23 protein-coding genes are annotated in these 24,940 nt (G+C 32.8%); 15 read left to right on the top strand and 8 right to left on the bottom strand.

Going from position 1 to position 24,940, the window contains the following annotated elements; genetic code table 11:
• Positions 1–5 precede the first annotated feature (5 nt).
• On the bottom strand, positions 6–1,205 hold the full coding sequence (locus FHK87_RS21685) for an NADH:ubiquinone reductase (Na(+)-transporting) subunit B (protein WP_140596641.1): 1,200 nt from the start codon (positions 1,203–1,205) through the stop codon (positions 6–8).
• Between the two features lie 4 nt (positions 1,206–1,209).
• The gene (locus FHK87_RS21680) at positions 1,210–2,565 is read right to left on the bottom strand and encodes a Na(+)-translocating NADH-quinone reductase subunit A (protein WP_140596639.1); all 1,356 of its coding nucleotides are present in this window, start codon (positions 2,563–2,565) and stop codon (positions 1,210–1,212) included.
• Positions 2,566–2,751: 186 nt separating this feature from the next.
• On the opposite strand from FHK87_RS21680, the gene FHK87_RS21675 reads away from it, so the two are divergent.
• The 3 genes from FHK87_RS21675 (at position 2,752) to apaG (ending at position 5,596) form a co-directional block, all read left to right on the top strand.
• Entirely contained in the window at positions 2,752–4,020 is a 1,269-nt protein-coding gene (locus FHK87_RS21675) for a type IX secretion system plug protein (RefSeq protein WP_140596637.1), read from the top strand.
• 75 nt (positions 4,021–4,095) lie between these two features.
• A complete protein-coding gene (locus FHK87_RS21670; protein ID WP_140596635.1) occupies positions 4,096–5,208 on the top strand; it encodes a DUF3667 domain-containing protein in 1,113 nt (370 codons plus the stop codon).
• A gap of 1 nt (position 5,209) precedes the next feature.
• The gene (apaG, locus tag FHK87_RS21665; protein ID WP_140596633.1) at positions 5,210–5,596 is read left to right on the top strand and encodes a Co2+/Mg2+ efflux protein ApaG; all 387 of its coding nucleotides are present in this window, start codon (positions 5,210–5,212) and stop codon (positions 5,594–5,596) included.
• A gap of 2 nt (positions 5,597–5,598) precedes the next feature.
• Here the strand turns inward: apaG and FHK87_RS21660 are convergent, their stop codons facing one another.
• The gene (locus FHK87_RS21660; RefSeq protein ID WP_140596631.1) at positions 5,599–6,579 is read right to left on the bottom strand and encodes a DUF6695 family protein; all 981 of its coding nucleotides are present in this window, start codon (positions 6,577–6,579) and stop codon (positions 5,599–5,601) included.
• Complete coding sequence (locus FHK87_RS21655) at positions 6,576–7,292, bottom strand: NRDE family protein (protein WP_140596629.1); 717 nt, start codon at positions 7,290–7,292, stop codon at positions 6,576–6,578. The genes FHK87_RS21660 and FHK87_RS21655 overlap by 4 nt, the downstream gene beginning before the upstream one ends.
• Before the next feature lie 180 nt (positions 7,293–7,472).
• Here FHK87_RS21655 and pruA point away from each other — a divergent pair, with 180 nt between their 5' ends.
• The 3 genes from pruA (at position 7,473) to FHK87_RS21640 (ending at position 10,582) form a co-directional block, all read left to right on the top strand.
• Positions 7,473–9,101, top strand: a complete 1,629-nt coding sequence (pruA, locus tag FHK87_RS21650) for an L-glutamate gamma-semialdehyde dehydrogenase (RefSeq protein ID WP_140596627.1) — start codon at positions 7,473–7,475, stop codon at positions 9,099–9,101.
• Between the two features lie 115 nt (positions 9,102–9,216).
• Positions 9,217–9,681, top strand: a complete 465-nt coding sequence (locus FHK87_RS21645; protein WP_226294366.1) for a GNAT family N-acetyltransferase — start codon at positions 9,217–9,219, stop codon at positions 9,679–9,681.
• A 76-nt stretch (positions 9,682–9,757) separates the two neighbouring features.
• Positions 9,758–10,582 (top strand): oxidoreductase, encoded by an 825-nt coding sequence (locus tag FHK87_RS21640; protein ID WP_140596623.1) that lies wholly within the window; start codon positions 9,758–9,760, stop codon positions 10,580–10,582.
• A gap of 32 nt (positions 10,583–10,614) precedes the next feature.
• Here FHK87_RS21640 and rsmG read toward each other — a convergent pair whose 3' ends face one another.
• A complete protein-coding gene (gene rsmG / locus FHK87_RS21635) occupies positions 10,615–11,244 on the bottom strand; it encodes a 16S rRNA (guanine(527)-N(7))-methyltransferase RsmG (RefSeq protein WP_140596621.1) in 630 nt (209 codons plus the stop codon).
• Positions 11,245–11,378: 134 nt separating this feature from the next.
• On the opposite strand from rsmG, the gene FHK87_RS21630 reads away from it, so the two are divergent.
• The 3 genes from FHK87_RS21630 (at position 11,379) to FHK87_RS21620 (ending at position 14,235) form a co-directional block, all read left to right on the top strand.
• Complete coding sequence (locus FHK87_RS21630; protein ID WP_140596619.1) at positions 11,379–12,479, top strand: fatty acid desaturase family protein; 1,101 nt, start codon at positions 11,379–11,381, stop codon at positions 12,477–12,479.
• A 40-nt stretch (positions 12,480–12,519) separates the two neighbouring features.
• Positions 12,520–13,713 (top strand): pyridoxal phosphate-dependent aminotransferase, encoded by a 1,194-nt coding sequence (locus tag FHK87_RS21625; protein ID WP_140596716.1) that lies wholly within the window; start codon positions 12,520–12,522, stop codon positions 13,711–13,713.
• A 234-nt stretch (positions 13,714–13,947) separates the two neighbouring features.
• On the top strand, positions 13,948–14,235 hold the full coding sequence (locus tag FHK87_RS21620) for a hypothetical protein (RefSeq protein WP_140596617.1): 288 nt from the start codon (positions 13,948–13,950) through the stop codon (positions 14,233–14,235).
• Positions 14,236–14,404: 169 nt separating this feature from the next.
• On the opposite strand, the gene FHK87_RS21615 is transcribed toward FHK87_RS21620, so the two are convergent.
• On the bottom strand, positions 14,405–15,901 hold the full coding sequence (locus FHK87_RS21615) for a TrkH family potassium uptake protein (protein WP_140596614.1): 1,497 nt from the start codon (positions 15,899–15,901) through the stop codon (positions 14,405–14,407).
• 3 nt (positions 15,902–15,904) lie between these two features.
• The gene (trkA, locus tag FHK87_RS21610) at positions 15,905–17,254 is read right to left on the bottom strand and encodes a Trk system potassium transporter TrkA (protein ID WP_140596612.1); all 1,350 of its coding nucleotides are present in this window, start codon (positions 17,252–17,254) and stop codon (positions 15,905–15,907) included.
• A gap of 211 nt (positions 17,255–17,465) precedes the next feature.
• Here trkA and ubiE point away from each other — a divergent pair, with 211 nt between their 5' ends.
• Together ubiE and porT are read left to right on the top strand one after the other, a co-directional pair.
• A complete protein-coding gene (ubiE, locus tag FHK87_RS21605) occupies positions 17,466–18,194 on the top strand; it encodes a bifunctional demethylmenaquinone methyltransferase/2-methoxy-6-polyprenyl-1,4-benzoquinol methylase UbiE (protein ID WP_140596610.1) in 729 nt (242 codons plus the stop codon).
• Position 18,195: 1 nt separating this feature from the next.
• The gene (gene porT / locus FHK87_RS21600) at positions 18,196–18,903 is read left to right on the top strand and encodes a type IX secretion/gliding motility protein PorT/SprT (RefSeq protein WP_140596607.1); all 708 of its coding nucleotides are present in this window, start codon (positions 18,196–18,198) and stop codon (positions 18,901–18,903) included.
• A 4-nt stretch (positions 18,904–18,907) separates the two neighbouring features.
• Here the strand turns inward: porT and FHK87_RS21595 are convergent, their stop codons facing one another.
• The gene (locus tag FHK87_RS21595; RefSeq protein WP_140596605.1) at positions 18,908–19,639 is read right to left on the bottom strand and encodes a TrmH family RNA methyltransferase; all 732 of its coding nucleotides are present in this window, start codon (positions 19,637–19,639) and stop codon (positions 18,908–18,910) included.
• A 37-nt stretch (positions 19,640–19,676) separates the two neighbouring features.
• Here FHK87_RS21595 and tamL point away from each other — a divergent pair, with 37 nt between their 5' ends.
• The 4 genes from tamL to rpsO all read left to right on the top strand — a co-directional run bounded on the left by tamL (position 19,677) and on the right by rpsO (position 24,801).
• Positions 19,677–22,256 carry a translocation and assembly module lipoprotein TamL gene (gene tamL, locus FHK87_RS21590; protein WP_140596603.1) on the top strand — a complete coding sequence of 860 codons (2,580 nt, stop codon included), beginning with the start codon at positions 19,677–19,679 and terminating at the stop codon, positions 22,254–22,256.
• Positions 22,257–22,373: 117 nt separating this feature from the next.
• Entirely contained in the window at positions 22,374–23,441 is a 1,068-nt protein-coding gene (gene fbaA / locus FHK87_RS21585) for a class II fructose-bisphosphate aldolase (RefSeq protein ID WP_140596601.1), read from the top strand.
• 68 nt (positions 23,442–23,509) lie between these two features.
• A complete protein-coding gene (accD, locus tag FHK87_RS21580) occupies positions 23,510–24,367 on the top strand; it encodes an acetyl-CoA carboxylase, carboxyltransferase subunit beta (RefSeq protein WP_140596599.1) in 858 nt (285 codons plus the stop codon).
• A gap of 164 nt (positions 24,368–24,531) precedes the next feature.
• Positions 24,532–24,801 (top strand): 30S ribosomal protein S15, encoded by a 270-nt coding sequence (gene rpsO / locus FHK87_RS21575; RefSeq protein WP_140596714.1) that lies wholly within the window; start codon positions 24,532–24,534, stop codon positions 24,799–24,801.
• Positions 24,802–24,940 lie beyond the last annotated feature (139 nt).

Raw genomic sequence — 24,940 nt, 5'->3', positions numbered from 1 at the left:
ATTGTTTAAGCAGTTTTTAGTTTTAAACGTTTCATTCTTTTCTTGATATTTCCTTGTACTACATAGTGATCGATAGTAGGAGCAAAAACATTCATCAATAAGATTGCCAAAAATACTCCTTCTGGATATGCAGGGTTGAAAACTCTAATTAGAATAGAAATAAAACCAATCAAGAATCCATAAATCCATTTTCCTTTATTGGTTTGTGATGCTGTAACCGGATCTGTTGCCATAAAAACAATCCCAAATGCGATTCCTCCAACAATTAAATGCTTCCAGAATTCTAAATTCATCAGAGCATAAAATTTACTTGATTCTGTAATCCAACCGGCATTTACAACACCGTTAAAGATTAATCCCATAGCTAAAGTTCCAAGAACTGCACTTAGCATGATTCTCCAACTTCCAATTTTTGTAAAAATGAGAAATAATCCTCCTAATAAAATCAGAAATGCTGATGTTTCTCCTATAGAACCTGGTATAAATCCATAAAACATATCTGCTACAGAATAGTCAAAAGATTTTGCATTTGCTAAATACCCAAGAACTGTTTCTCCGGATAATGCATCTACTCCAGACTTTTCTACAGCCGAATGAACCCATACTTTGTCTCCGGACATCCATCCTGGGTATGAAAAGAATAAAAATGCTCTAATCGTCAAGGCAGGGTTAAGGACATTCATTCCTGTACCTCCAAAAACCTCTTTACCAATAACAACTCCAAATACTACAGCAATAGCCAACATCCATAATGGAGTGTCTACAGGTACTATTAAAGGCACTAGCATTCCTGTTACCAAATATCCTTCTTCAACTTCGTGACCTTTTCTAACTGCAAACAAAAATTCTACAGCAAGTCCTACCCCGTAAGAAACTACTACCAATGGCAATACTTTGGATGCTCCTAAGACAAAATTCTCCCAATTGATAAAATGTTCGAAAAGAGAAAACTGTTCCGGGAATCCATTTATAGCAGAATAATATTGATATCCAGCATTAAAAATCCCAAATATTAAACACGGTACTAAAGCCATAATAACCGTATTCATAGTTCTTTTTAAGTCGTCTGCCGCACGAACGTGAGAACCAGAATGAGTGGTTTCGTTCGGTAAATACAAAAAAGTATGGATTGCATTAAATGCAGGTGCCATCTTTTTATCTTTATACTTAAGTTTAAGTTTATGTAAATTTTCTTTTAATCCCATAGCTTTATCCTATTTCTTTTAACATTAAGTCTAACCCTTCACGTATGATTTGTTGATGTGGTTGTTTAGAAACACAAATAAACTCTGTAAGCGCAAAATCTTCTGGAGCTACTTCATACATTCCTAATTGTTCCATAGCATCTAGATCATTTACTGCACAGGCTTTTAATAATTGTAATGGATATATATCAAATGGAAAAACATTTTCGTAACTTCCTGTTACTACAAATGCTCTATGTTCTCCATTAGTATTAGTATCTAAAGCATATTTTTTGTTTGGAAACAACCAAGAGAATGTAAGTGCTCTTGAAGGCGAAATTTTGTTAAAAATAGGCTTATTCCATCCAAAAAACTCATAATCATCTCCTTCAGGTATTACAGTGATTGTATTGTGATAATATCCTAAATGTCCATCAGGTTTTACATTGTCTCCTGTTAACACATTACCACTAATCACCCTAATATTTGCTTCATCATTAACTCCAGAATCATAAACCATAGTTGATACTTCTGCACCAATTTTGGTTTTAAAGTATTTAGGCTTTTTCAAAGAAGAACCTGCAAGAGCTATCGTGCGCTCAGCATTAAATTTACCGGTAAGTAATAATTCCCCAATAATTACAAGGTCCTGAGGATTTATTACCCATACTACTTCTCCTTTGTTAATAGGATCCACTTTTGCAATCTGAACTCCAACATTACCCGCAGGGTGAGGACCAGAAACTTTGTGAATAGTAGCATTATTCAGATTAGCTAAAGGAGAATCTCCTTTTTTACCAACAGAAACATGCACATCACCTTCTGTTAACTTGCTTAATGCAGTTATAGCAGCTTGTAATTCTTTTTCTTTACCTGCTAACACGTAATCACAATCTGCTTCAAGAGGTGCGGTTGTGTAGCCTGAAATAAATATTGCCTTTGGGGTAGTCTCCGGATCAGCAATAACATCATAAGGACGTTGTTTAATAAAAGCCCAGCTTCCTGAAGATAAAAGATACTCTTTTATTTCCTCTCGATTCATAGCATTCACATCCTTTGCTCCATGATCAACATATTGTTGCTCTTTATCTGCAAGAATTTTGAAGGATAAAATCTTTCTTTTGGCTCCTCTTACGATTTCTACAACTTCTCCACTCACTGGTGATGGAAAAATAAGTTTTTCGTTTGCTTTTGAATAAAAAAGAGGGGCTCCGGCTTTTACTTCTGTGCCTTGTTTAGCAATTACTTTTGGAATAATACTGTGAAAGTCATCAGGCCTAATTACATAAACATTACTCCTGGTGGCATCGACAGTAACTTTCTCTGCTTCGCCAATAAGCTTAATATCTAAGCCCTTTCTAATACGAATGTCTTTTGACATATTTATAGTCTATGTTAATTAACTAAAAAAATCGTGCAAATTTACTAATTAAAACACGTAAGTAAAAGTTGGGCACCTCATAAAGTTTTATTAATAATGATTCTAAATAACAATTTCAAAAGTAAAAAACCTTCTATTTGTTAGGCATGCATTTTGCTTATCTTTACCGAAGATAATCCAAACACAATGTCACAAAACATCAAAAACAGCTTAATTTATATATTCTATGTTTCTACTTTCTTCCTCAGTATCCATGCACAAACTGCAGTAGAAGAAACTCCAACAGCTGATCACATTAAAACAATACAATTCATAAGTGAAGAAGAATTCTCTGGCGTTCCTATTTTGAAGTTAGGCGAGCCTTTTACATTAGAATTCGATGATATAAATGGTGACGAAGCAGATTACTATTATAGAATATCATATTATAACTTTGACTGGACTCCTTCTCAGCTATACAAAAATGAATACTTAGATGGGTTTGATGAAATACGTATTGTAACATACGAAAACTCTTTTAATACCTTACAGATGTACAGTCATTATACATTGTCTATCCCAAATGAAGATACAAGAGCACTTAAGGTTAGTGGTAATTACATGATAGAAATATACAATGATGATGATGAAGTTGTATTTGCTAGAAAATTTATTGTTCATGAATCACTTGCCTCGGTAAAAGTATATACAAAAAGATCACGAAACTTAAATTTTATAAACACTAGGCAATCTGTACATTTTGAAATAAGTTCTCCACGTAAGATCCTCAGAAATCCAAAACAGACGGTCAATACACTAGTCATGAAAAATAATGATATAAAGGGCGCCATTACCAACTTAAAGCCACAATTCACCATTGCAAATGATTTAATATATAGATATGATCAAGAATCAAGTTTTGATGGAGGAAATGAGTTTTTATTTTTTGATAGCAAAGACATAAGAGCATCTACTGCAAATATCCAGCGTATAGAATTAGAAGATTTATATCATAATTATTTATACAAAGATGTTGTAAGAGCAAATCGAAGATATACCTATAATCCTGACATTAACGGAAATTTTGTAGTTCGTAACCTAAATGCTGAAAACAATAATGTAGAAGCAGATTATGTATGGATGCATTTTTTTCTAGAATGTTACGAACCTTTAGAAGGAGGCGAAATACATATCTTTGGAAATTTTAACAATTACACCCTTGATGAGTCTACAAAATTAAAGTACGATAAAGAAAATGCAATTTATTATCTGCAAAAATTGTTCAAACAAGGGTTTTACAATTACAAATATGTTTTACTTAAACCTGATGGAACTATTGCACAAGGCTTCATCAGCGGTGACTTTGACGAAACTGAGAATGAGTACACGGTAATACCATACTATAGACCTCCTGGAGGAAGGTACGACAGAGCTATTGGGAGAGGAATCGGCAATTCTAAAAACATTACTAATTAAACTTTTTTAACGTATCGTTTGGGATTGTAAGAAACAGCCTTTATTTTAGGCCGCAATACTAAATAACCAAACTTGATGAAAGAAAAGGGGAGATTTCTTAAAAAGTATAGAGGTAATAAGTGCTTAAATTGTGGTGTTCCATTAGATATCGTAGACCGATATTGTCATAATTGTGGCCAGCTCAATACTACGAAACAACTATCATTAAAAGATTTTTTTAGTGAATTTTTTGCAAGTATTTTTTCATATGATTCAAGATTAAGACACACTATAGTTGGGTTATTATTTAGTCCCGGAAAAATTTCTAAAGAATACATCAATGGAAAACGTATCAAATATGCAAACCCATTTCGGTTTTATCTGAGTGTATCTATTATATTCTTTATCATCAATAGTTTTTTTATAGATTTTGAAGGTTTCAGCGCAGAGATTGAAAATGATGTAAACAAAGGCAAAGAAGCTTTATCAGAAATACAAGAAGAAATACAATTAGACTCTCTAGAGTTAAAAATAAATAAAGAATTAGCTTCCTCAAAAGATATTTCTATTGATTCTATTTCTATACCTGATATCATGATTAATAAAATAACAGAAGTTCCTTATTATTCACAAAAACAAATTGATAGTATGGATTTCTTTACAGGAAGTAGAGCTTTATGGAAAATGTATAAAGACTATCATAAAAAAACAGGTCAAAAATCTGCCTATCGTGCATTAACAGAGCTAGAACACGAAAAAAGTCAATTTAATAAATATACATATCATAGAGTTATCAAAACCAGCAATATAAATGATGATTATGGTACAGAATTGCTAGAATTTATTTTTAACAAATTACCTTTTATTATATTCTTTTTCTTGCCATTTTTTGCACTTGCTATTTGGTTTTTATATGTCAGAAGACCTTTTAGCTATATGGAACACTTAGTATTTATTTTTCATACTCAAACCATGTTTTTTATCCTTTTGGGGATATCGATATTGATAAGTCAAATTTTACATAGTAAAACTATAATATTCTTCACAATACTAGCTTTCTTATTTTATCTATATAAGGCAATGCGAAAATTCTATAACCAAGGAAGAGGTAAAACTATTGTTAAATTTCTGTTAGTGAATGTTTTATTTTTTATATTAGCAGGTGTAGGTTCTGTACTTACATTATTGGGTTCAATTTTCATATTTTAATATGGTTCAACAGGTCACTAAAGGAATTAAAATTTCGGTAGATACTACCTTTGAAGGTACTTTTTACAAGGACCATAAGATTCATTTTGCTTTTGGCTATAGCATCACAATTGAAAACCAAAGTAAAGATTCCGTGCAGCTTACCACTCGCTTTTGGGAAATCAAAGATGCTTTAAACAATAAAGAAATTGTTGAGGGAGAAGGTGTAATAGGAAAAAAACCTGTTTTAAAACCCGGAGAGTCACATTCGTATAACAGTGGCTGCCTTTTGAGTTCTCCTTTTGGAGCAATGAAAGGCCACTATAATATGGTAAATTTTACTTCTACAAGAAAGTTTAAAGTACTGATACCAAGCTTCAAGCTTAGTGCTCCTTTTGCTCTTAACTAAAGTTACTTTACAATTTCGAACCGTATCTTCTTTCCTTTTTGGTGTACATGACAATACATACAATTAGAATCATACACAAATTCATACTCTATATCACAATCAAATGATGAATCGAGACATTTAAAAATACCACAAAAATCCTCTTCGCCACATTCTGTATACCTTCTAATCTCGAATATATTTTTTCCTGAAGTGCTACAGAGTTTGAAATACGCACTACTACCAATACCCGATAAAAAATGAGCTCCTTGCAACTCTTCAGAAACTATTTTTTTGGGGTTACTTTTGGCTTCTGGAATATTTTTATCAAAATAATTAGTCATGTTCTCTTTAAACGCAGAACTTGTATATTTTTTGACTACACCATCTTTAACTTCATAAATCGCATTTTTGATTGCTGACTTTTCTACATTCCCAACTGTACTGGGAGTAAATAATTTGTTACGCAATAAAGCAGTTCTGATTTTAGTATGATTTGTACTTGCCAAAATTGTATCTGTTACAATTCTAGAGCAGTTACTACCATTTTTCCCAAAAGCTTTATAAGGCATACTACCTTTTGATTGCATAGACAAAATATATTCTTTGGCTTTGTCATAAAAAATATGATCACAAACCGATGCAATTAATCGACCATCACCATGAGTTTTATGTGGATTAGCCTCTAGCCATAATAAAAATTCTTCAACATTTATTAAATGATCAGAACTATCAATGTGGGCTTTAAAAGGAATACTCAATTCTACATCGGTCAAAGCACTTCTCACTCTGCCATATCCAAAAGGAGTAATATAACGTCCAAAATCATAATATTCAGCTATACCTGTTTTGTTTTCGATAAGTACAAGGGCGGCATGGCCAGCTTTAACAAATCCTTTTTTACCCAAACCTAATAGTGGTAATAGCTTTAAAACAGATTCATCAGAATGTCGAACAAAAGTATCAGGAAAAGCAAGAGAAATTATTTTACCAGTATACTTCACACAGTAATTGCTTCAAAAATAACAGTATTCACAGATTTATTTTGCAGGTTTTCATATCGCATAGAAAACTCTTCTTCATTTTTTACAATTTGAGTAATACTTCTTGTTTTCAAAGAACCTCTATCAATTTGTAAATCCACATCTTTATTTCCTATTCCGGCATTTTTATGAAAGTCTAAAAGCGTATCAGAACTCAAAACATTTTTTTCTTTAAAATCAGAAAACCATTGCCTACGCATTACTTTCATTTCTTGAGTATAAAGCGTAGAAGAAGACCATATATATGTATCTTTTTCTAACTCGGTAATATGTTTTTGTTTTCCATCCCATACCAATTCAAAAAAAACTAAACTATTTTGCCAGTTTACTGCAATAATAGTAAAAGGTTCTATCCCTCTACAATCATAAGAAAAGAGGGCTTTTTCTAAATTATCTGCTCCTAGCAAATCTTTTACAACTACCCCTCTACTTTGTCTATAATAAGAAGCTCTTTTATGATTTTCAAACCCTCCGTTAAGCAAACAAATCATAGTGTTTTTTTCACTAATACCGACCCAGGTTCCCCCTGCGACTGCATCTTTAGGAAATAACATTCTTGTCTTGTTAACTTGATAAAATTCAGGAGCTAATGTTTTTCTATCTATTGCTTCATCTCTGTTTGAAGTAAGGATAAAATTATTTTCTTGAGTTGGAATTAATGTTACTGTACACATAAAATTATAGGTCGCCTTAAAGTTTTACAACTTACAAAAAAAAATATATACCCTGCAATGTTTATAAAAGGTTAAATTAGATTTTACCCTTTATAATTTTCTATCTTTGTGACTCAATACGTTAGACTAACTCAAGACAACACAAAACGTCTTATTAATTTTAAATTAACACTTTACACTATGGGAAAAGGTTTCTTTCAGGTTCCTACTGCTATCAATGAACCCGTAAAATCATATGCACCAGGTACTCCAGAAAGAGAAGAAGTTCTGGAAACTTATGCAAAAATGTATAATTCAACAGTAGATATTCCTCTTTACATCAACGGAGAAGAAATAAAAACAGGAGATACAGCAACAATGGCACCTCCTCATGACCATCAACATATATTAGGAACATACCATAAAGCTGAAAAACAGCACATCCAAAAAGCAATAGATACAGCATTAGCTGCGAGACAACAATGGGCAGATTTACCTTGGGAGCAAAGAGCTGCCATTTTTCTAAAAGCCGCAGAACTTATTGCAGGACCTTATCGAGCAAAGATCAATGCAGCAACAATGCTAGCTCAGTCTAAAAATATATTTCAGGCAGAAATTGATGCTGCTTGTGAATTTATAGACTTTTTACGTTTCAATGTAGAATTTATGGTTAGAATTTATGAAGACCAGCCTGATTCTACTGCTGATGCATGGAATAGACTAGAATACAGACCTCTAGAAGGTTTTGTATATGCCATAACTCCCTTTAATTTTACCGCAATATCAGGAAACTTACCTGCGAGTGCTGCATTAATGGGGAACACTGTAGTTTGGAAACCTAGCGATAGCCAAATTTACTCTGCAAAAGTTATTGTAGATATTTTTAAAGAAGCAGGAGTTCCAGATGGTGTCATAAATGTAGTATATGGTGATCCGGTAATGATTACCGACACGGTATTAGCAAGTCCTGATTTTGCTGGTGTACATTTTACAGGAAGCACACATGTATTCAAAGATATCTGGGCTAAAATTGGTACTAATATTCACAATTATAAAACATACCCTAGAATCGTAGGAGAAACCGGTGGAAAAGATTTTATTGTTGCACACCCTAGTGCAAATCCAAAACAAGTTGCTACAGGTATTTCAAGAGGAGCATTTGAGTTTCAAGGACAAAAGTGTAGTGCTGCGTCTAGAGCATATATACCAAAAAGCTTATGGCCAGAAGTTCAAAAATTTGTTTTAGAAGATATTAAATCTTTTAAAATAGGTTCTCCAGAAGATATGAGCAATTTTATTACTGCTGTAATTCATGAAGGTTCTTTTGACAAACTGGCAAAATATATAGATCAGGCCAAAAGTGATGACAATGCAGAAATAATTGCTGGTGGAACATACGACAAATCAAAAGGATATTTTATTGATCCTACTGTAATTGTTACCAAAGACCCAAAATACACAACTATGTGTACTGAGCTTTTCGGTCCTGTAATTACTATTTATGTATACGATGATGAAAAATGGTCTGATACATTGCAATTAGTTGATCAGACGAGTGAATATGCATTAACAGGAGCTATTTTTTCTACAGATCGATATGCGGCTGCAGAAGCTACAAAAGCTTTAGAAAATAGTGCAGGTAACTTTTATATAAATGACAAACCAACCGGCGCTGTTGTAGGACAACAACCATTTGGTGGAGCAAGAGCATCCGGAACAAATGACAAAGCCGGATCTTATCTTAATCTTTTAAGATGGGTATCTCCTAGAACAATTAAAGAAACTTTTGTTTCTCCTTCTAATTATAGATATCCTTTCTTGGGAGAATAGATCATAAAAACAACACATTACAAACCGTATATCATATTCAAAAGTTAAATACTTGTATTTATGATATACGGTTTATTTATTAAATACTGTTTTTAATAAACAATACATTAAAAAAATGATTATCAGAACCGCATCTATCGAAGACCTACCTATTCTACTCGATTTTGAACAAAAAATCATAGAAGTAGAGCGCCCAATGGATCCCACTATAAAACAAAATGAAAAAATCAATTATTATGATATTGGTGCATATATTACAGATTCTAACACCGAAGTCGTAGTTGCTGAAATCGATGGCGAAATTGTAGGGAGCGGTTATGGACAAGTCAGAGATCGTAAACGTTTTTTCTTTCCACAGAAAAAAGGATATATTGGTTTCATGTATGTAAAAGATGAGCATCGTGGTAAAGGAATAAGTCAAGCTATTATAAAATATCTATGTCATTGGTTTCAAGAAAATAATTTACATGAAATCAGGCTTACTGTTTACGAAAAAAACCCTAAGGCCATCAGAGCATACGAAAAAGCCGGTTTTGAAAAACATCTTGTAGAAATGAGAATTGATTTAAACAACAAATAAGGTTCTAACACAGATAATATGACAAAATAATTATTATTCTTGTCATCAATCAACCATTCTTTACAACAGTGATAAAATGACTCAAAAAATAATTTTAATAACCGGAGCTTCTTCAGGAATAGGAAAAGAAACAGCCAAAACTTTAATTAATGAAGGTCATATTGTATATGCAGCTGCAAGAAGATTGCAGAACATGAAAGACTTAAAAGAGATAGGTGGTCTCCCTTTACAAATGGATATAACCGAAGAGCAAGATATTATCAAAACAGTAAATACCATTATCGACAACCATAAAAAAATAGATATCTTAATTAATAATGCCGGATATGCTATTTATGGTGCTGTAGAAGACACAACAATAAGTGATGCCAGAAGACAGTTTGAAGTTAATTTATTTGGTCTGGCAAAACTTACACAATTGATATTACCGCACATGCGTAATCAAAAATCAGGAAAAATCATTAACATTTCTTCTATAGGAGGCAAAATGTACACTCCTTTGGGAGCTTGGTATCATGCTACAAAACATGCTTTAGAAGGATGGTCTGATTGCCTAAGATTAGAACTAAAGCAGTTTGGTATCGATGTCATTATCATAGAACCCGGTGCAATACAAACTGAGTTTGGAGATGTTATGACCGCACCCATGATCAAAAGATCAGGAAATACCGCATACAAAGATCTAGCAGAAGCAATTAAAAAATCTACGATTGATACTTATAACAAAACGGGAGGAGGTTCTCCTAGCTCTGTAATTGCCAAACTTATTTTAAAATCAATTAAAGCCCGCAGACCCAAAACAAGATATTCTGCAGGAAAATATGCAAAACCTTTACTTTTTATAAGAAAATATTTTGGAGATAGATTTTTTGATAAGGTAATTATGAGTCAAGTAAAATAGAAAATATCTTAATCGGGTTAATCAAAAAGACATTAAACTTTATATTTAATTGGTAAATAGACTACTTTTTTAGTTTCAAAGAACTCCTCTTCAAAAAAGTTCGACAAATCATGTTCTACAGCTTTCGGAAAACTAGAAAGTTCATCTGTCAAATCCCCTCCTTTCAAATATAAAATTCCATTTTGCAATTCATGAATACTTTTTTTTGCGATATTTTTACGTACCCATTTTACAAAATCCGGCATATTCGTTACTGCTCTGCTAACTATAAAATCAAACCTATCATCAAATGTACCAGCTCTTTTTTGTTCTGCTTTTACATTTTTTAAACCTAAAGACGTTGCAACTTCGTTTACGACCTTAATTTTTTTTGCAATAACATCTACAAGATAGAATTGAGTTTCAGGATATAATATTGCTAAAGGTATACCAGGAAAACCACCTCCTGTACCAACATCTAAAACAGAAGAATTAGGTTTAAACTCAAGTACTTTTGCAATACCTAAAGAATGTAACACATGTCTTTCATACAAACTATCGATATCTTTTCTCGAGATCACATTGATTTTTGCATTCCATTCTACATACAACTCTTTTAACTTCGTGAACTGTTCGTGCTGTTCTTCTGTTAAATTTTGAAAATATTTTAATAAAATTTCCACTTATTTACATTTAGATGACAAAAATAGAAGTTCTATCAGATATTTTAACTTAAGTGAAGCTAAAAAAAGTAATAAATAACTACCTTTACTCAATATAACAACAAAACATTACGTTGAGTCATAAAAGCATTATCATGACCACTCCCAACATACGTTTCAGCAGAAAAGATTCTGCCAATTTTTTTAGAATACTCAATAAGAGAGTTAATTCATATTTTAAAGAGAATAATATCAAGCGTACCGGCAATTGGCGTTTATATTTGAAAACAATAATCATGTTTTCTATATTCTTAACACCATATTTTCTAATACTCACGCTAGACATTTCACAATGGTGGATGCTCCTTTTAACAATCATTATGGGAGTAGGAATGGCAGGTGTAGGAATGAATGTAATGCACGATGGCAATCATGGTTCTTACTCTTCTAAGAAATGGATCAATAAACTTATGGGTAGCAGTATGTATATTCTAGCCGGCAATGTTTATAATTGGCAGGTTCAACACAATGTTTTGCATCACACCTATACTAATATACATGGGCATGACGAAGATATGGATGCTGGGATAGTCATTAGATTTACAAAACATGCAAAATGGAGGCGTTTTCATAAATTTCAACACTATTATTCTATATTCTTATATGGATTGCTCACATTTAATTGGGCATTAACTACCGATTTTAAACAAACGAAAAGATATCTTGCCCGCAAACTTGCATATGGTAAATTACCTAGTCCTCTAAAACAATGGAGTACTGTAGTTATTACTAAAATGATATACTTATCTATTTGGATTATACTCCCTATGATTATCATGTCTATCGCTTGGTGGAAAATCCTTATTGGTTTTTTTATCATGCACTATGTAGCAGGCTTAATATTAAGTGTCATTTTTCAGCTCGCACATATGGTAGAAAGTGCAGAAATGCCTATCCCAGACGATACTGGAAACATGAAAAACACATGGGCAGTACATCAACTATTTACTACTGTTAACTTCTCTACCAAAAACAAGCTTATCAATTGGTTTACAGGAGGATTAAACCATCAAGTAGAGCATCATATTTTTCCAAATATTAGTCATATTCATTATACTAAAATTTCTAAAATTGTAAAACAAACGGCTTTAGAATTTAATTTACCATATAATGAATATAAAACAACTCGCGGTGCGATCATTGCACATTTCAAACACCTGAAAGAAATGGGTATGAACCCCGCAATACATACATAACTTTTATTTACTAAACCACATGAGTACACAAGTATCAGAGATGAAAAACCAATTATCCGACAGAATCAATGCTCTTAAAGCCTCTGCTACACTGGCCATGGCTGCAAAAGCTCGAGAATTAAGAGCCGAAGGAAAAGATATTATTGGGCTCAGTCTTGGCGAACCTGATTTTAATACACCAGATTTTATAAAAGACGCTGCAATACAAGCTGTAAATGATAATTATAACTCTTACACTCCAGTTGATGGATATGTAGAGCTTAAGAACGCAATTATTACAAAATTTAAAAGAGACAACAATCTTAGCTATGACCCAGCACAAATTGTAGTTTCTACAGGAGCTAAACAAGCGCTTTATAACATTGCACAAGTTTGTATTAATCCGGGAGACGAAGTTATTCTACCTTGTCCTTACTGGGTGAGCTATAGTGACATTGTAAAATTAGCCGGCGGTATTCCTGTTGAAGTCAAAACCTCTATTGATACAGACTTTAAAATGACTGCTGAACAGTTAGAAAAAGCTATAACTCCCAAAACAAAAATGCTTTGGTATAGTTCTCCATGTAATCCAAGTGGATCTATCTATAGCAAAGAAGAATTAAGAGCATTGGCAGATGTGCTACAAAAATACCCCGATATTGTTGTGGTAAGTGACGAAATTTATGAACACATCAATTACGTAGGTGAAGGCACACATGCTTCTATGGCGCAATTTGATGATATGTATAACAGAACAGTAACGGTTAATGGGGTAGCTAAAGCTTTTGCTATGACCGGTTGGAGAATCGGATACATAGGAGCGCCTACTCAAATTGCCAGAGCCTGCAATAAAATACAAGGTCAAGTAACAAGTGGAGCTAATTGTATTGCGCAAAGAGCAGTTATTACTGCCCTAGAGGCGCCCGTGAGCAATATAAAATATATGGTTGATGAGTTTAAAGAACGTAGAAAACTAATTTTAAACTTATTATCCGAAATTGCAGGTTTTGAATGCAATGAACCTCAAGGAGCATTTTATGTTTTTCCTGATATCTCTTATTATTTTGGAAAAACACTTAAAGGACAAAAAATTGAAAATGCAACAGATTTTTCTATGTTTTTGTTGGAAAACGCACACGTTGCAACTGTGACAGGTATAGCTTTTGGAAATGAAAATTGTATTAGAATTTCTTATGCTGCCAGTGCCGAACAAATCACAGAAGCGATTAAAAGAATTAAAGAGGTTGTAAGCTAGACTTAAAAATATTTATACGTTTATAAAATCGGCTACTTTTTGTCAAAAGTAGCCGATTTTACTTGTTAAATGTTAACATACCACTATATCATTCCTTAAATTTTAACTTATTTTTATCACAATATACATCATCCCAACATACTAAATACATGAAATTTGAGTTATAGATTCTCATTTAATGTAATTAATTGATAATTAAAGTTATTCGAAACTACCAACTTAAGTTTTTCCCCTATGAATATCTTAGAAAAAGAACGAATTGTTAAAAAAAACATTTTAGAACTTTTTAAAGAAAGTTTTAACGTTTCAAGAACAGATGATGAAATCCTCAACATCAAACCAGAAAAAGAGTTTAATACCAATAATTGTAAAGGGTATTACGAATCGATACTGGATATCTTTTTAATTGAAGACAAGCACAAAGAAAGCATCACAGGCGAGGTCAAAGATACCGTAAAAAAAGTGGTAGAATTATGGCCCACGAGTAACTCTAATGCTGTTTGGAACTGGCAAATGCAGTAATAATTTACTCGACGATGATTGAGAGTTAGTTAAATGCTCCGAGGCTTGCCTCAAAATTATTTTCCAACCGATGCTTCGTGGGCTTACCACGAGGTATCTTACTGGTAAGAACATCTAGAAAATCTATTTTATTTTTAGATAAATAGTCTCGTACATCTAAAAAATTAAATTACCTGTTTCTCCAGAAAAATGGAGTAAGAAGTATTAGAACTGTAAATAGTTCCAACCTCCCTATTAGCATTAAAAAGCAACACCACCACTTGCCAAAAGCAGGAAGAACATCAAAATTATTTACTGGGCTAAGTTTTCCAAACGCTGGTCCTATGTTACCCAAAGATGATGCTGCACCTCCTATGGCTGTTTCAAAATCTAAACCGAGCGCTGCCAACACAACAGAACCTATAATAAAGGCAAGCATATACAGAATAAAGAACGCTAGTATATTAAATACAATTTCTTTAGAAACTGCCCTTGTATTATAACGAACAGGCAATACCGCTCTAGGATGAAGTGTTCTTTTAAATTCTAAAAGACCATTACGTATTGTTATTAAATGCCTAACAACCTTCATTCCTCCAGAGGTAGAACCTGCAGACCCTCCTAAAAACATGATCCCGAAGAAAAGGATCGTAAGAAAAGGAGTCCACATTGTAAAATCTGCTGTAACAAAGCCTGTTGTCGTTACTACGGCAAGCACTTGAAACAAAGCATGCCTAAAAGCACTCTCTGCTTCTCCCCAAACCATTGGATGATCTATAGAAGATATACTTACATTTGCTTTATAGTAAATCACTACTGCTGCAATAATTGAGAAAGCCAAAACAAAAAAGGCATATAATTTAAATTCTTCGTCTTTTATGATTTTCTGAATTTTTCCTTTAAACCCAAAATAACTCAAAACAAAGTTCATTCCTGCCAAAAACATAAACAGAATAATAATGTATTGAATAATAGGTTCATCATTCCAGTATGCAACACTAGCATTTTTAGTAGAAAAACCTCCTGTAGACAATGTACTCAACGCATGATTAATTGCATCAAAAAAATTCATCCCTGCGAGCTGCAACAAAATAGTTTCTGCTGCGGTATATCCTACATAAATTAACCATAATCGTTTTGCAGTATCAGTAATTCTAGGGTGTAATTTATCTGTGTTCGGCCCAGGAGCTTCTGCCGCAAAAAGCTGCATCCCTCCTATTCCTAACAAGGGTAATATTGCTATTGCCAATACTATAATCCCCATACCCCCGATCCAATGTGTTAAACTACGCCAAAACAAAACCCCTTCGGGTATAATTTCTATTTCATTAAGGATAGTTGCTCCTGTGGTTGTATAACCAGACATGGTTTCAAAAAAGGCATTTGTAAACGAAGGTATCGCTCCAGAAAAAAGGTATGGTAACGTTCCACTAAGAGACATAAAAATCCAACCAAAGGTTACTACTATATACCCTTCTCTCTTATTGATCTCTTTCTTATGTTCTCGAGTCAAAAACATAAGCGCTACACCTACAAATATTGTAGCTAGTGAAGCTGTCATAATCTCAATTGTGACCCCATCTTCATAAAAAAAGCTGAGTATAGTGGCCAATAACATAAAACAGCCATTACAGAGCAACAAAAGCCCCATAATATGCAAGATGATTTTATAATTCAATCTAAACATTTTTTACAAAAAGAGCTTTTCTATTTTCTTTATAGACTTAGGCAAACTACAAACTACGACACGATCTCCTGCTTGTATATAAAAATCTCCTAATGGAATCATTCCTTCTCCATTTCTAATTACTCCTGCGATAATAGCAGAACGAGGAAAATCGAGATCTTTGATCAAATTATCACTTACTTCAGAAGTTGGTTTTACAACAAACTCTAATAATTCTGCATTCATATTATTAAGTTTGGTCATTGCAACTACTTCTCCTTTTCGTATAAATCTAAATATATTATTTGCTGCAAGAAGTTTCTTATTGATAAGCGTATCTATACCGATAGAGTGAGACAACTGAAAATAATCCATATTTTCTACTAGAGCAATAGTTTTTCTGACACCTTTTGACTTTGCCATCAAGCAAGACATAATATTAGTTTCAGAATTACCAGTTACTGCGATAAAGGCATCCATCTTATCAATACCTTCTTCTTCCAGCAACTCTACATTACGTCCATCTCCATTTATAATAAGAGCATTTGGCAAATCATCTGCAAGATCAAAAGACCTATCTTTATCTTTTTCAATAAGTTTTACCCTAAATTTATGATCACATAAATCGCAAGAAGTTTCAAAACCTATTTTACTCCCTCCAAGAATCATCACATTTCTAATATCTTCTTTAACCTTTCCGGTTAACTTGTACAACTCTTCTACACCTCCTTTAGAAGTCACAAAATAAACCTGATCATTTTCTTTGAATGTAGTATCTCCTCTGGGTATAATCGTATATTGGGTTCCTGATCGCTGTATTGCTATAGGCATAAAATGAAGCTCTGGGAACACTTCTGCTGCTTCTCTCACACTTTTTCCGATAAAAGAAGCTTCTTTAGACAAAGTAGTTCCTACCATTGTTAGCGCCCCACCTTCAAACTCATAACTATCACTAAAAGCAGATTGATTAAGAAGTAATTCTATCTCGCTTGCGGCTAATGCTTCTGGAGAGATTAATTCATCAATTCCAATTTTTGTAAAGCCAATCTCGTCTTTATTTTCTAAAAATTCTGCATTAGAAATACGAGCAATAGTCCTTTTTGCTCCTAATTGTTTTGCTAAGACGCATACAGTAATATTTGTAGTCTCGCTAGAGGTTACTCCAATTACCATGTCTACATTTTCTACTCTTGCGTCTTTAAGGATTGAAATAGAAGTAGCGTCTCCTTTAATAACTTTGATATCCAAATGAGTATCTGCATAATTAAGACAGTCCTTATCGGTATCTATAAGCGTAATATCTTGAGACTCAAAGGAGAGCAGTTTTGCCAAATGAAATCCCACCTCACCGGCTCCGGCAATAATGATTTTCATTGATTTTGTATATTGTTTTCCATCTATAGATAAAATTGTATTATACTATTATTCTATCATACAAATTGATACAATAAACAGCCTAATACGAAATCAGAAAACAAAGATAGTGCAATTTAATAAACTGGTAAAATTTTGATAATTTCTAACTTAATTCAAATCTATTCTGATGATAGGACTCAAAACTGTATATTTGCCTAAATTTTTGTAAATGTCTAAAAAAATAACACCATATAACGACAAAAATCGTTCAAAAAAGGAACAAGTCGAAGAGATGTTTGATACCATTTCTGAAGATTATGATGGCCTTAATCGTGTTATTTCTTTTGGTATTGATATAAAATGGCGTAAAAAAGTAGTCAAACTAATAAAAAACACTAACCCCGAACGTATCCTGGATGTTGCTACAGGAACAGGAGATTTAGCTATTCATCTTTCTGAAACAGGTGCTAGTGAGATTATAGGATTAGATATTTCTGAAGGAATGCTAGAAGTAGGGAAACAGAAAATCAATTCTAAAAAATTAGATACTACGATAAAAATGGTAAAAGGAGATAGTGAAAATCTCCCCTATGAAGATGACTATTTTGATGCTATTACAGTAGCCTTTGGGGTACGAAATTTTGAAAATCTTGAAAAAGGATTATCTGAAATTTATAGAGTCCTTAAGCCAGAAGGTATTTTTGTTGTTCTAGAAACATCTATACCTACCAAAACGCCTTATAAACAAGGATATAAACTATATTCTAAGAATATTTTGCCCCGCATCGGAAAGATGTTTTCTAAAGACAAATCTGCCTATTCATATTTAAGCGAAAGTGCTGCTGCTTTTCCTTATGGAGAAAAGTTCAACAATATTTTGAGAAAAATTGGGTTTATACAAGTTAAAGATAGACCGCAAACTTTTGGTGTAGCCACAATTTATACCGCCACAAAATGATATGAAAAAAATAGTTATTTTAATTGTTGCTTTAGTATTTGCTCAACACATGAGTGCACAATTATTTACTAAAGAAAAGGTACAAAACCTTCAAAATTTTGATAAACCTAGATTTAGTTGGGGTTATATTTTAGGATTTAATTCTTATGACTTCAATTTTGATTATACTTCAGATTTTCTAGACGAAGACATAGAGGTTAAAAATAGTGTAGGGTTTAGCGTAGGTCTACTAGGTAATATGAGAATCAATGACTATTTAGATTTAAGATTAGAACCAATGGTAACCTTTACAAGAAGAGATTTGACATTTTCTAATCCATTATTTACATCAGAATTTGAAACTTTTAGAGAAGTAAGGTCTACATATGTACACATTCCTTTGCTTCTTAAAGTATCTACCAAAAGGATTAATAATATCAAACCTTTTATCATCGGTGGGGTATCAACCTCTCTTAACCTATCAAGCAATGAAGATAATCCAGATGATAATAGCGTTGGTGAGTTCAGAATGAAAACCAACACTAATTATTATGAAATAGGTTTTGGTATCGATTTATATCTATATTATTTTAAATTTACTCCGTCAATCAGAGGTGTTTTTGCGATGACAGATGAATTGGTAAGAGATAATGATCCTAATAGCCCTTATACTTCTACTATAGACAAAATGTCTACAAGAGGAATTTTCATCAATTTTACATTTCAATAATTTTTCAAGATCTACGGAATTCGCTTAATATTATAGCAGCAGCCGTAGCTACATTGAGACTTTCAGTACTTTTATCTGAGCCAAATTGTGGGATTGCTATTCTCTCTTGAATAGAACTCTCAATAACTTTTGAGATACCATTTGCTTCATTACCCATAATAACCACCCCCTTTTTGGGCAACTTTTTTTGATAGACAGAATCTCCATCCATAAAAGTTCCAAAAATACTTTCTTTAGAAAAACCAGAGTGTAAGAACTCTTCGAGATGAACATAACTTATATTAACTCTTGTAATAGAACCCATAGTAGCCTGAATTACTTTTGGATTAAAACAATCTACTGTTGCAGCAGAACAAACAAGGTCTCTAATATCAAACCAATCACATAATCTAATGATTGTTCCTAAATTACCCGGATCTCTTACATCATCTAAAGCGACAATTAATGCCTCTTTATCAACAGGCTTACTCTCTGGGATATAAAATATGGCTAATGCTAACTGAGGAGTAGACAAAAAACTAAGTTGTTTTAACTCATCTACGGTAATAACATGCACAAGTCTTTCTGGCAAATCAAATAAAGACTCATCAACAGTAAAAATAGAATGAATTTTAAATTTAGCATCAAGTAATTCATGAATTACCTTTTTACCTTCTGCCACAAACAAACCGTGTTGTTTTCGGTATTTTTTTTGATTTAAACTTTTTATTAGCTTTTTTTGGTTTTTACTAACCATACAAATAGTGTATTTTTGAATCCATAACAAAAAAAGATTGAGACATTTTACTGCAAAAATATTATTAATTACATTAACTACCATCTTTTTGTTTTCTTGTGATTCAGTCAAAAAAGTTCCGGAGAATCAATATTTATTAGACAAAAATCAAATATTTGTTGATAGTGCTAAGACAAAGGACTTTAAACTTTATAATCAATTACAACAAGAACCCAACACAAAATTACTAGGTATTCCTATTAGGCTTCACGTATACAATTTAGCTAGTGAAAATAAAGATTCTTTATATCAAGAATGGTTACATCGAAAACCCAAAAGAAAAAAAAGAATTACACGGTTACTTTCTAAAAAACAAGTCAACAGACTAGGAGAAAGTTTAGAGAGTATAAATGAATTGATAAAAAGTTCTGGAGAACCTCCTACGATAGTTAACGAATTAAAAGTAAAAAGATCTTCAAAAAGATTAGAAGCATATTACTGGAATAATGGATGGTTTAATGTAGAAACTGATTATACAATAGATACGACAGCTACCAAAAAAGCAACTGTAAATTATTATATAAAACCGCACCAGGCATATTTTATTGATTCTGTAAACACAAAAATAGAATCTAAAGTTGCTGACTCTATATATCAAGCTAATAATCAAGACTCCAAAATCGTCTCCAAAACACAATACAAAACCTCTGATATAGAAGAAGAAAGAGATAGAATTACGTCTTTATACAGAAACTCAGGTCTTTATCATTTTGAAAAAGAATATATAAAATTTGATGCTGATACCAACAATACTGGGCATAAGGTTAATCTGAATCTTCTGATTCGAAATCGGCCTGTTACCTATGGAGATTCTACTGCAAGAATACCTTTTAAAGTCCATAAAATTAGCAAGGTAAACGTATTTACAGATTACACATACGAAAACCGAGATAAAAAACCGAAAGACAGTACTTTTTATAAAGGATATAACATATATGGATATGACGAAATAAAATATACCCGAAAAGCAATTACTAATTCTGTACTGATTACTCCGGGAGAAATCTTTAGAGATAAAGACAGGACATTCACATATAATCAAATTAATAACCTCAGAACTTTTAAATATCCAAATATTAGATACGATATAGATAAAGATGATGTTTCAGGCCAAAGTTTAGTAGCTAATATTTTACTAACCCCTAGAAAAAAATATAGTTTCAATGCTGATTTTGATGTCTCTACATCAAGTATACAAGTATTTGGAATAGGTTTTGGGGGTTCTTTATTAATTCGTAATGTATTTGGCGGAGCAGAAATTCTAGAAATCTCAGGGCGAGGAAGTATCGGGTCTTCAAATGATGGAGTCGATGTAGGGGAACAGTTTTTTAATATTTCTGAAATTGGAGCCGATGTAAGATTATCATTCCCCAAAATACTTTTCCCTCTTAAAACAAATAAGATCATCCCAAAATATATGTCTCCTTCTACAAATCTGATTTTTGGTCTGAACATACAGCAAAACATTGGACTTGATAAACAGAATGCGAGAGGAGTTTTTAATTATACATGGAAACCCAACAATACAATAACAAATCAGTTAGATATAGTAAACATACAATATGTAAGAAATTTAAATACTGATAATTATTTCAATATTTACAATATATCTTTTGGACGCTTAAACAATATTGCCACACAAGTCCTTGAACCTGACTCCCCATTTTTTGAACAATCAGACGGAAGCATTCCTAATAGAGACGACGCCATTCTCAATATCCCCTCTGGTGCAGACGGTTTTATTGAACAATCTTTAAGTAATGAACCAGATTCAGACCTATCGCAAGATCAAATACAAGAAATCAGAAATATCAATGAGCGTAAGGTCCGTCTTACTGAAGACAATTTAATTCTTGCCAGTAGCTATAGTTTTATAAAAGACAATAGAGAAAATCTCTATGATGAAAGCTATTCGAGATTTAGAACAAAAATAGAATTTGCCGGAAATGTACTAAGTACCATATCTAATCTTGCAGGATTAAAAGAAAACTCGAATGAACGATTTGAAGTTTTTGGAGTAGAATTTTCGCAATATGCAAAAACAGAAATCGATTACATCAAACATTGGGGATTAGGCAAAAAAAATGTAATTGCAATGAGAACCTTTGGAGGTATTGCGATACCATATGGTAATGCAGACAATATTCCTTTTGCAAGAAGTTTCTTTGGTGGGGGTCCAAATGATAACAGAGCATGGCTTGCTTATGACTTAGGTCCTGGTAGTAGCGGCGGAAGAAACGAGTTTAATGAAGCAAATATGAAACTTGCTTTCAACTTGGAGTACAGATATAATATTCTGGGAGCACTCAATGGAGCCTTATTTATAGACACAGGAAATATTTGGAATGTATTTGACAATATAGAAGAAGAGAAAGCAGTTTTTTCTGGTTTTGAAGACCTCAAAGAGCTAGCCGTTGGTAGTGGTTTTGGTTTTAGATATGATTTCAATTTTTTTGTATTGAGGTTAGACATTGGATTTAAAACATTTAACCCTGCAAATGATCAAGATCAAAGATGGTTTAAAGGATATAATTTTTCTGAAGCCGTTTATAATTTTGGAATTAACTACCCTTTCTAGCATGAAAACAAGTGGTTTTATCTACTCAAAAACAAGAACAACAACACCTTTTATTAACATACAGGATTACGTATTATTTTAGTACTTTTGTAAACTTAAATGAACCAAAACTAAATTATGAATCACAACATCAAACCAGGAGTTGCAACAGGAGACGAAGTTCAGGCTATTTTTAAATACGCCAAAGAAAAAGGATTTGCCTTACCAGCAGTCAATGTAATCGGATCTAACTCTATAAATGCTGTATTAGAAACTGCAGCTGCAATAAACGCTCCCGTTATTATTCAATTTTCAAATGGAGGAGCGCAATTTAATGCCGGAAAAGGGCTATCAAATGACAATCAAAAAGCAGCAATTGCAGGAGCAGTAGCAGGAGCAAAACATGTACACCTTATGGCCGAAGCTTATGGAGTACCAGTAATTTTACACACTGATCACTGTGCAAAAAAATTACTTCCTTGGATTGATGGTTTACTTGATGCAGGAGAAAAGTTTTATAAAGAAACGGGTAAACCTCTATATAGCTCTCATATGATTGATCTTTCTGAAGAACCACTAGAAGAAAACATCTCTATATGTAAAGAGTATCTTACACGTATGAGCAAGATAGGAATGACACTAGAAATAGAATTAGGAATTACTGGTGGAGAAGAAGATGGTGTTGACAACAGCGATGTAGACGATTCTAAACTATACACGCAACCAGAAGAAGTTGCTTATGCGTATGAAGAATTGAGCAAAGCAAGTGATAAATTTACAGTAGCTGCTGCATTTGGTAATGTACATGGTGTATATAGGCCTGGTAATGTTAAACTAACTCCAAAAATCCTAAAGAATTCACAAGAGTTCATTTCAGAAAAATATAATGTTGATCATAATCATATTGACTTTGTTTTTCATGGAGGTAGTGGATCTACGGTAGAAGAAATAAGAGAGTCCATAGGTTATGGTGTTATCAAAATGAATATTGATACAGACCTTCAATTCGCATTCAATGAAGGGATTCGTGATTATATGACAAATAATATTGAATATCTAAAAACACAAATAGGAAATCCTGAAGGATCAGAAGAACCTAATAAAAAATATTATGATCCAAGAAAATGGCTAAGAGAAGGAGAAATTACATTCAAAAAACGTCTCGAAAAAGCATTTGAAGATCTTAATAATGTAAATACATTATAAACGTAAACATTAAAGCTGAAAAAAATATAAAATCATATTTTCTTCAGCTTTTTTAATTAGTAAACTTTATGGCTTGGTTTAAAAGAACACAAAAAGGTATACAAACTGCAACCGAAGACAAAAAAGACGTCCCCAAGGGTCTTTGGTATAAGTCTCCAACAGGAAAAATTGTAGACGCCGAACAATTAGAAAAAAATTTTTATGTAAGTCCGGAAGATGGTTACCACGTAAGAATAGGTAGTAAAGAGTATTTTCAAATTTTATTTGACGATAATACTTTTACCGAACTTGATAAAAACCTTTCTTCCAAAGATCCTCTTAAGTTCGAAGACAAAAAGAAATATGTAGATCGTCTTAAAGACGCACAAGAAAAGACTAATTTAAAAGATGCGGTTCGAACAGCTGTTGGTAAATCTTCGGGCAATGACCTAGTTATCGCTTGTATGGATTTTTCGTTTATAGGAGGTTCTATGGGTAGCGTTGTTGGAGAAAAAATAGCTCGTGCAGCAGATTATTCTTTAAAACACAAAATCCCTCTCTTAATCATTTCCAAATCCGGTGGAGCTCGTATGATGGAAGCTGCATTATCCTTAATGCAATTGGCTAAAACATCTGCTAGACTAGCTCAGCTTGCAGATGCAGGAATACCATATATATCACTCTGTACAGACCCAACCACTGGGGGTACAACAGCATCTTTTGCTATGCTAGGAGATATTAATATTGCAGAACCTGGTGCTTTGATCGGTTTTGCAGGACCAAGAGTAGTTAGAGATACAACAGGAAAAGAACTACCAGAAGGGTTTCAAACAGCAGAGTTCGTATTAGAACATGGCTTTTTAGATTTTATAACACCTAGACAAGAACTTAAAAGAAAAGTAAACTTGTATCTTAATCTGATTTTAAACAGGCCTCTTCAAAACTAATCAATTGCATAACATAGTATAACACAAATCACATTCTTAATTAAGAAAATCTTTAAGAATGTGATTTATTTATATAAAATGCTTTTCGCAACTAAAAAGTAGTATATTTGCACGCTGATAACAAAGAGTTATCTATACATAAAAATCATTTAAATAATATTGGAATGTATTTAACAAAAGAAATTAAAGAAGAAATTTTTGCCAAGCACGGTAAAGATAAGAATGACAGTGGTTCTGCAGAAGGGCAAATTGCATTATTCACCCACAGAATTACTCATTTAACAGAGCACTTGAAAAAGAATCGTAAAGATTTTAACACAGAGCGTTCTCTAGTAAAATTAGTAGGTAAGCGAAGAGATTTACTAGACTATCTAAAGAAAAAAGATATCATGAGATATCGTGCAATTGTAAAAGAATTAGGATTAAGAAAATAATCACAAAAAGAGAGGCCGCGCGCCTCTCTTTTAATTTAGTATATTACACTAATAAAAAGCATTTGCAATTATTATCACGCAAATGCATGCCTTAGTTTTTCATTGGTCGCGCAACTACAACAACACAACCTTGTCCGTC

This window comes from Aquimarina algicola, assembly GCF_006443095.1.
GTDB classification, from domain to species: domain Bacteria; phylum Bacteroidota; class Bacteroidia; order Flavobacteriales; family Flavobacteriaceae; genus Aquimarina; species Aquimarina algicola.
This window is presented reverse-complemented; position numbering and strand designations above follow the sequence as displayed.

Excerpts from the sequence above, each read along its gene's own strand:
- FHK87_RS21685 (WP_140596641.1), bottom strand. The coding sequence starts at position 1,205 with ATGGGATTAAAAGAAAATTTACATAAACTTAAACTTAAGTATAAAGAT.
- FHK87_RS21680 (WP_140596639.1), bottom strand. The coding sequence starts at position 2,565 with ATGTCAAAAGACATTCGTATTAGAAAGGGCTTAGATATTAAGCTTATT.
- FHK87_RS21675 (WP_140596637.1), top strand. The coding sequence starts at position 2,752 with ATGTCACAAAACATCAAAAACAGCTTAATTTATATATTCTATGTTTCT.
- FHK87_RS21670 (WP_140596635.1), top strand. The coding sequence starts at position 4,096 with ATGAAAGAAAAGGGGAGATTTCTTAAAAAGTATAGAGGTAATAAGTGC.
- apaG (WP_140596633.1), top strand. The coding sequence starts at position 5,210 with ATGGTTCAACAGGTCACTAAAGGAATTAAAATTTCGGTAGATACTACC.
- FHK87_RS21655 (WP_140596629.1), bottom strand. The coding sequence starts at position 7,292 with ATGTGTACAGTAACATTAATTCCAACTCAAGAAAATAATTTTATCCTT.
- pruA (WP_140596627.1), top strand. The coding sequence starts at position 7,473 with ATGGGAAAAGGTTTCTTTCAGGTTCCTACTGCTATCAATGAACCCGTA.
- FHK87_RS21645 (WP_226294366.1), top strand. The coding sequence starts at position 9,217 with ATGATTATCAGAACCGCATCTATCGAAGACCTACCTATTCTACTCGAT.
- FHK87_RS21640 (WP_140596623.1), top strand. The coding sequence starts at position 9,758 with ATGACTCAAAAAATAATTTTAATAACCGGAGCTTCTTCAGGAATAGGA.
- FHK87_RS21630 (WP_140596619.1), top strand. The coding sequence starts at position 11,379 with ATGACCACTCCCAACATACGTTTCAGCAGAAAAGATTCTGCCAATTTT.
- FHK87_RS21625 (WP_140596716.1), top strand. The coding sequence starts at position 12,520 with ATGAAAAACCAATTATCCGACAGAATCAATGCTCTTAAAGCCTCTGCT.
- FHK87_RS21620 (WP_140596617.1), top strand. The coding sequence starts at position 13,948 with ATGAATATCTTAGAAAAAGAACGAATTGTTAAAAAAAACATTTTAGAA.
- FHK87_RS21615 (WP_140596614.1), bottom strand. The coding sequence starts at position 15,901 with ATGTTTAGATTGAATTATAAAATCATCTTGCATATTATGGGGCTTTTG.
- trkA (WP_140596612.1), bottom strand. The coding sequence starts at position 17,254 with ATGAAAATCATTATTGCCGGAGCCGGTGAGGTGGGATTTCATTTGGCA.
- ubiE (WP_140596610.1), top strand. The coding sequence starts at position 17,466 with ATGTCTAAAAAAATAACACCATATAACGACAAAAATCGTTCAAAAAAG.
- porT (WP_140596607.1), top strand. The coding sequence starts at position 18,196 with ATGAAAAAAATAGTTATTTTAATTGTTGCTTTAGTATTTGCTCAACAC.
- FHK87_RS21595 (WP_140596605.1), bottom strand. The coding sequence starts at position 19,639 with ATGGTTAGTAAAAACCAAAAAAAGCTAATAAAAAGTTTAAATCAAAAA.
- fbaA (WP_140596601.1), top strand. The coding sequence starts at position 22,374 with ATGAATCACAACATCAAACCAGGAGTTGCAACAGGAGACGAAGTTCAG.
- accD (WP_140596599.1), top strand. The coding sequence starts at position 23,510 with ATGGCTTGGTTTAAAAGAACACAAAAAGGTATACAAACTGCAACCGAA.
- rpsO (WP_140596714.1), top strand. The coding sequence starts at position 24,532 with ATGTATTTAACAAAAGAAATTAAAGAAGAAATTTTTGCCAAGCACGGT.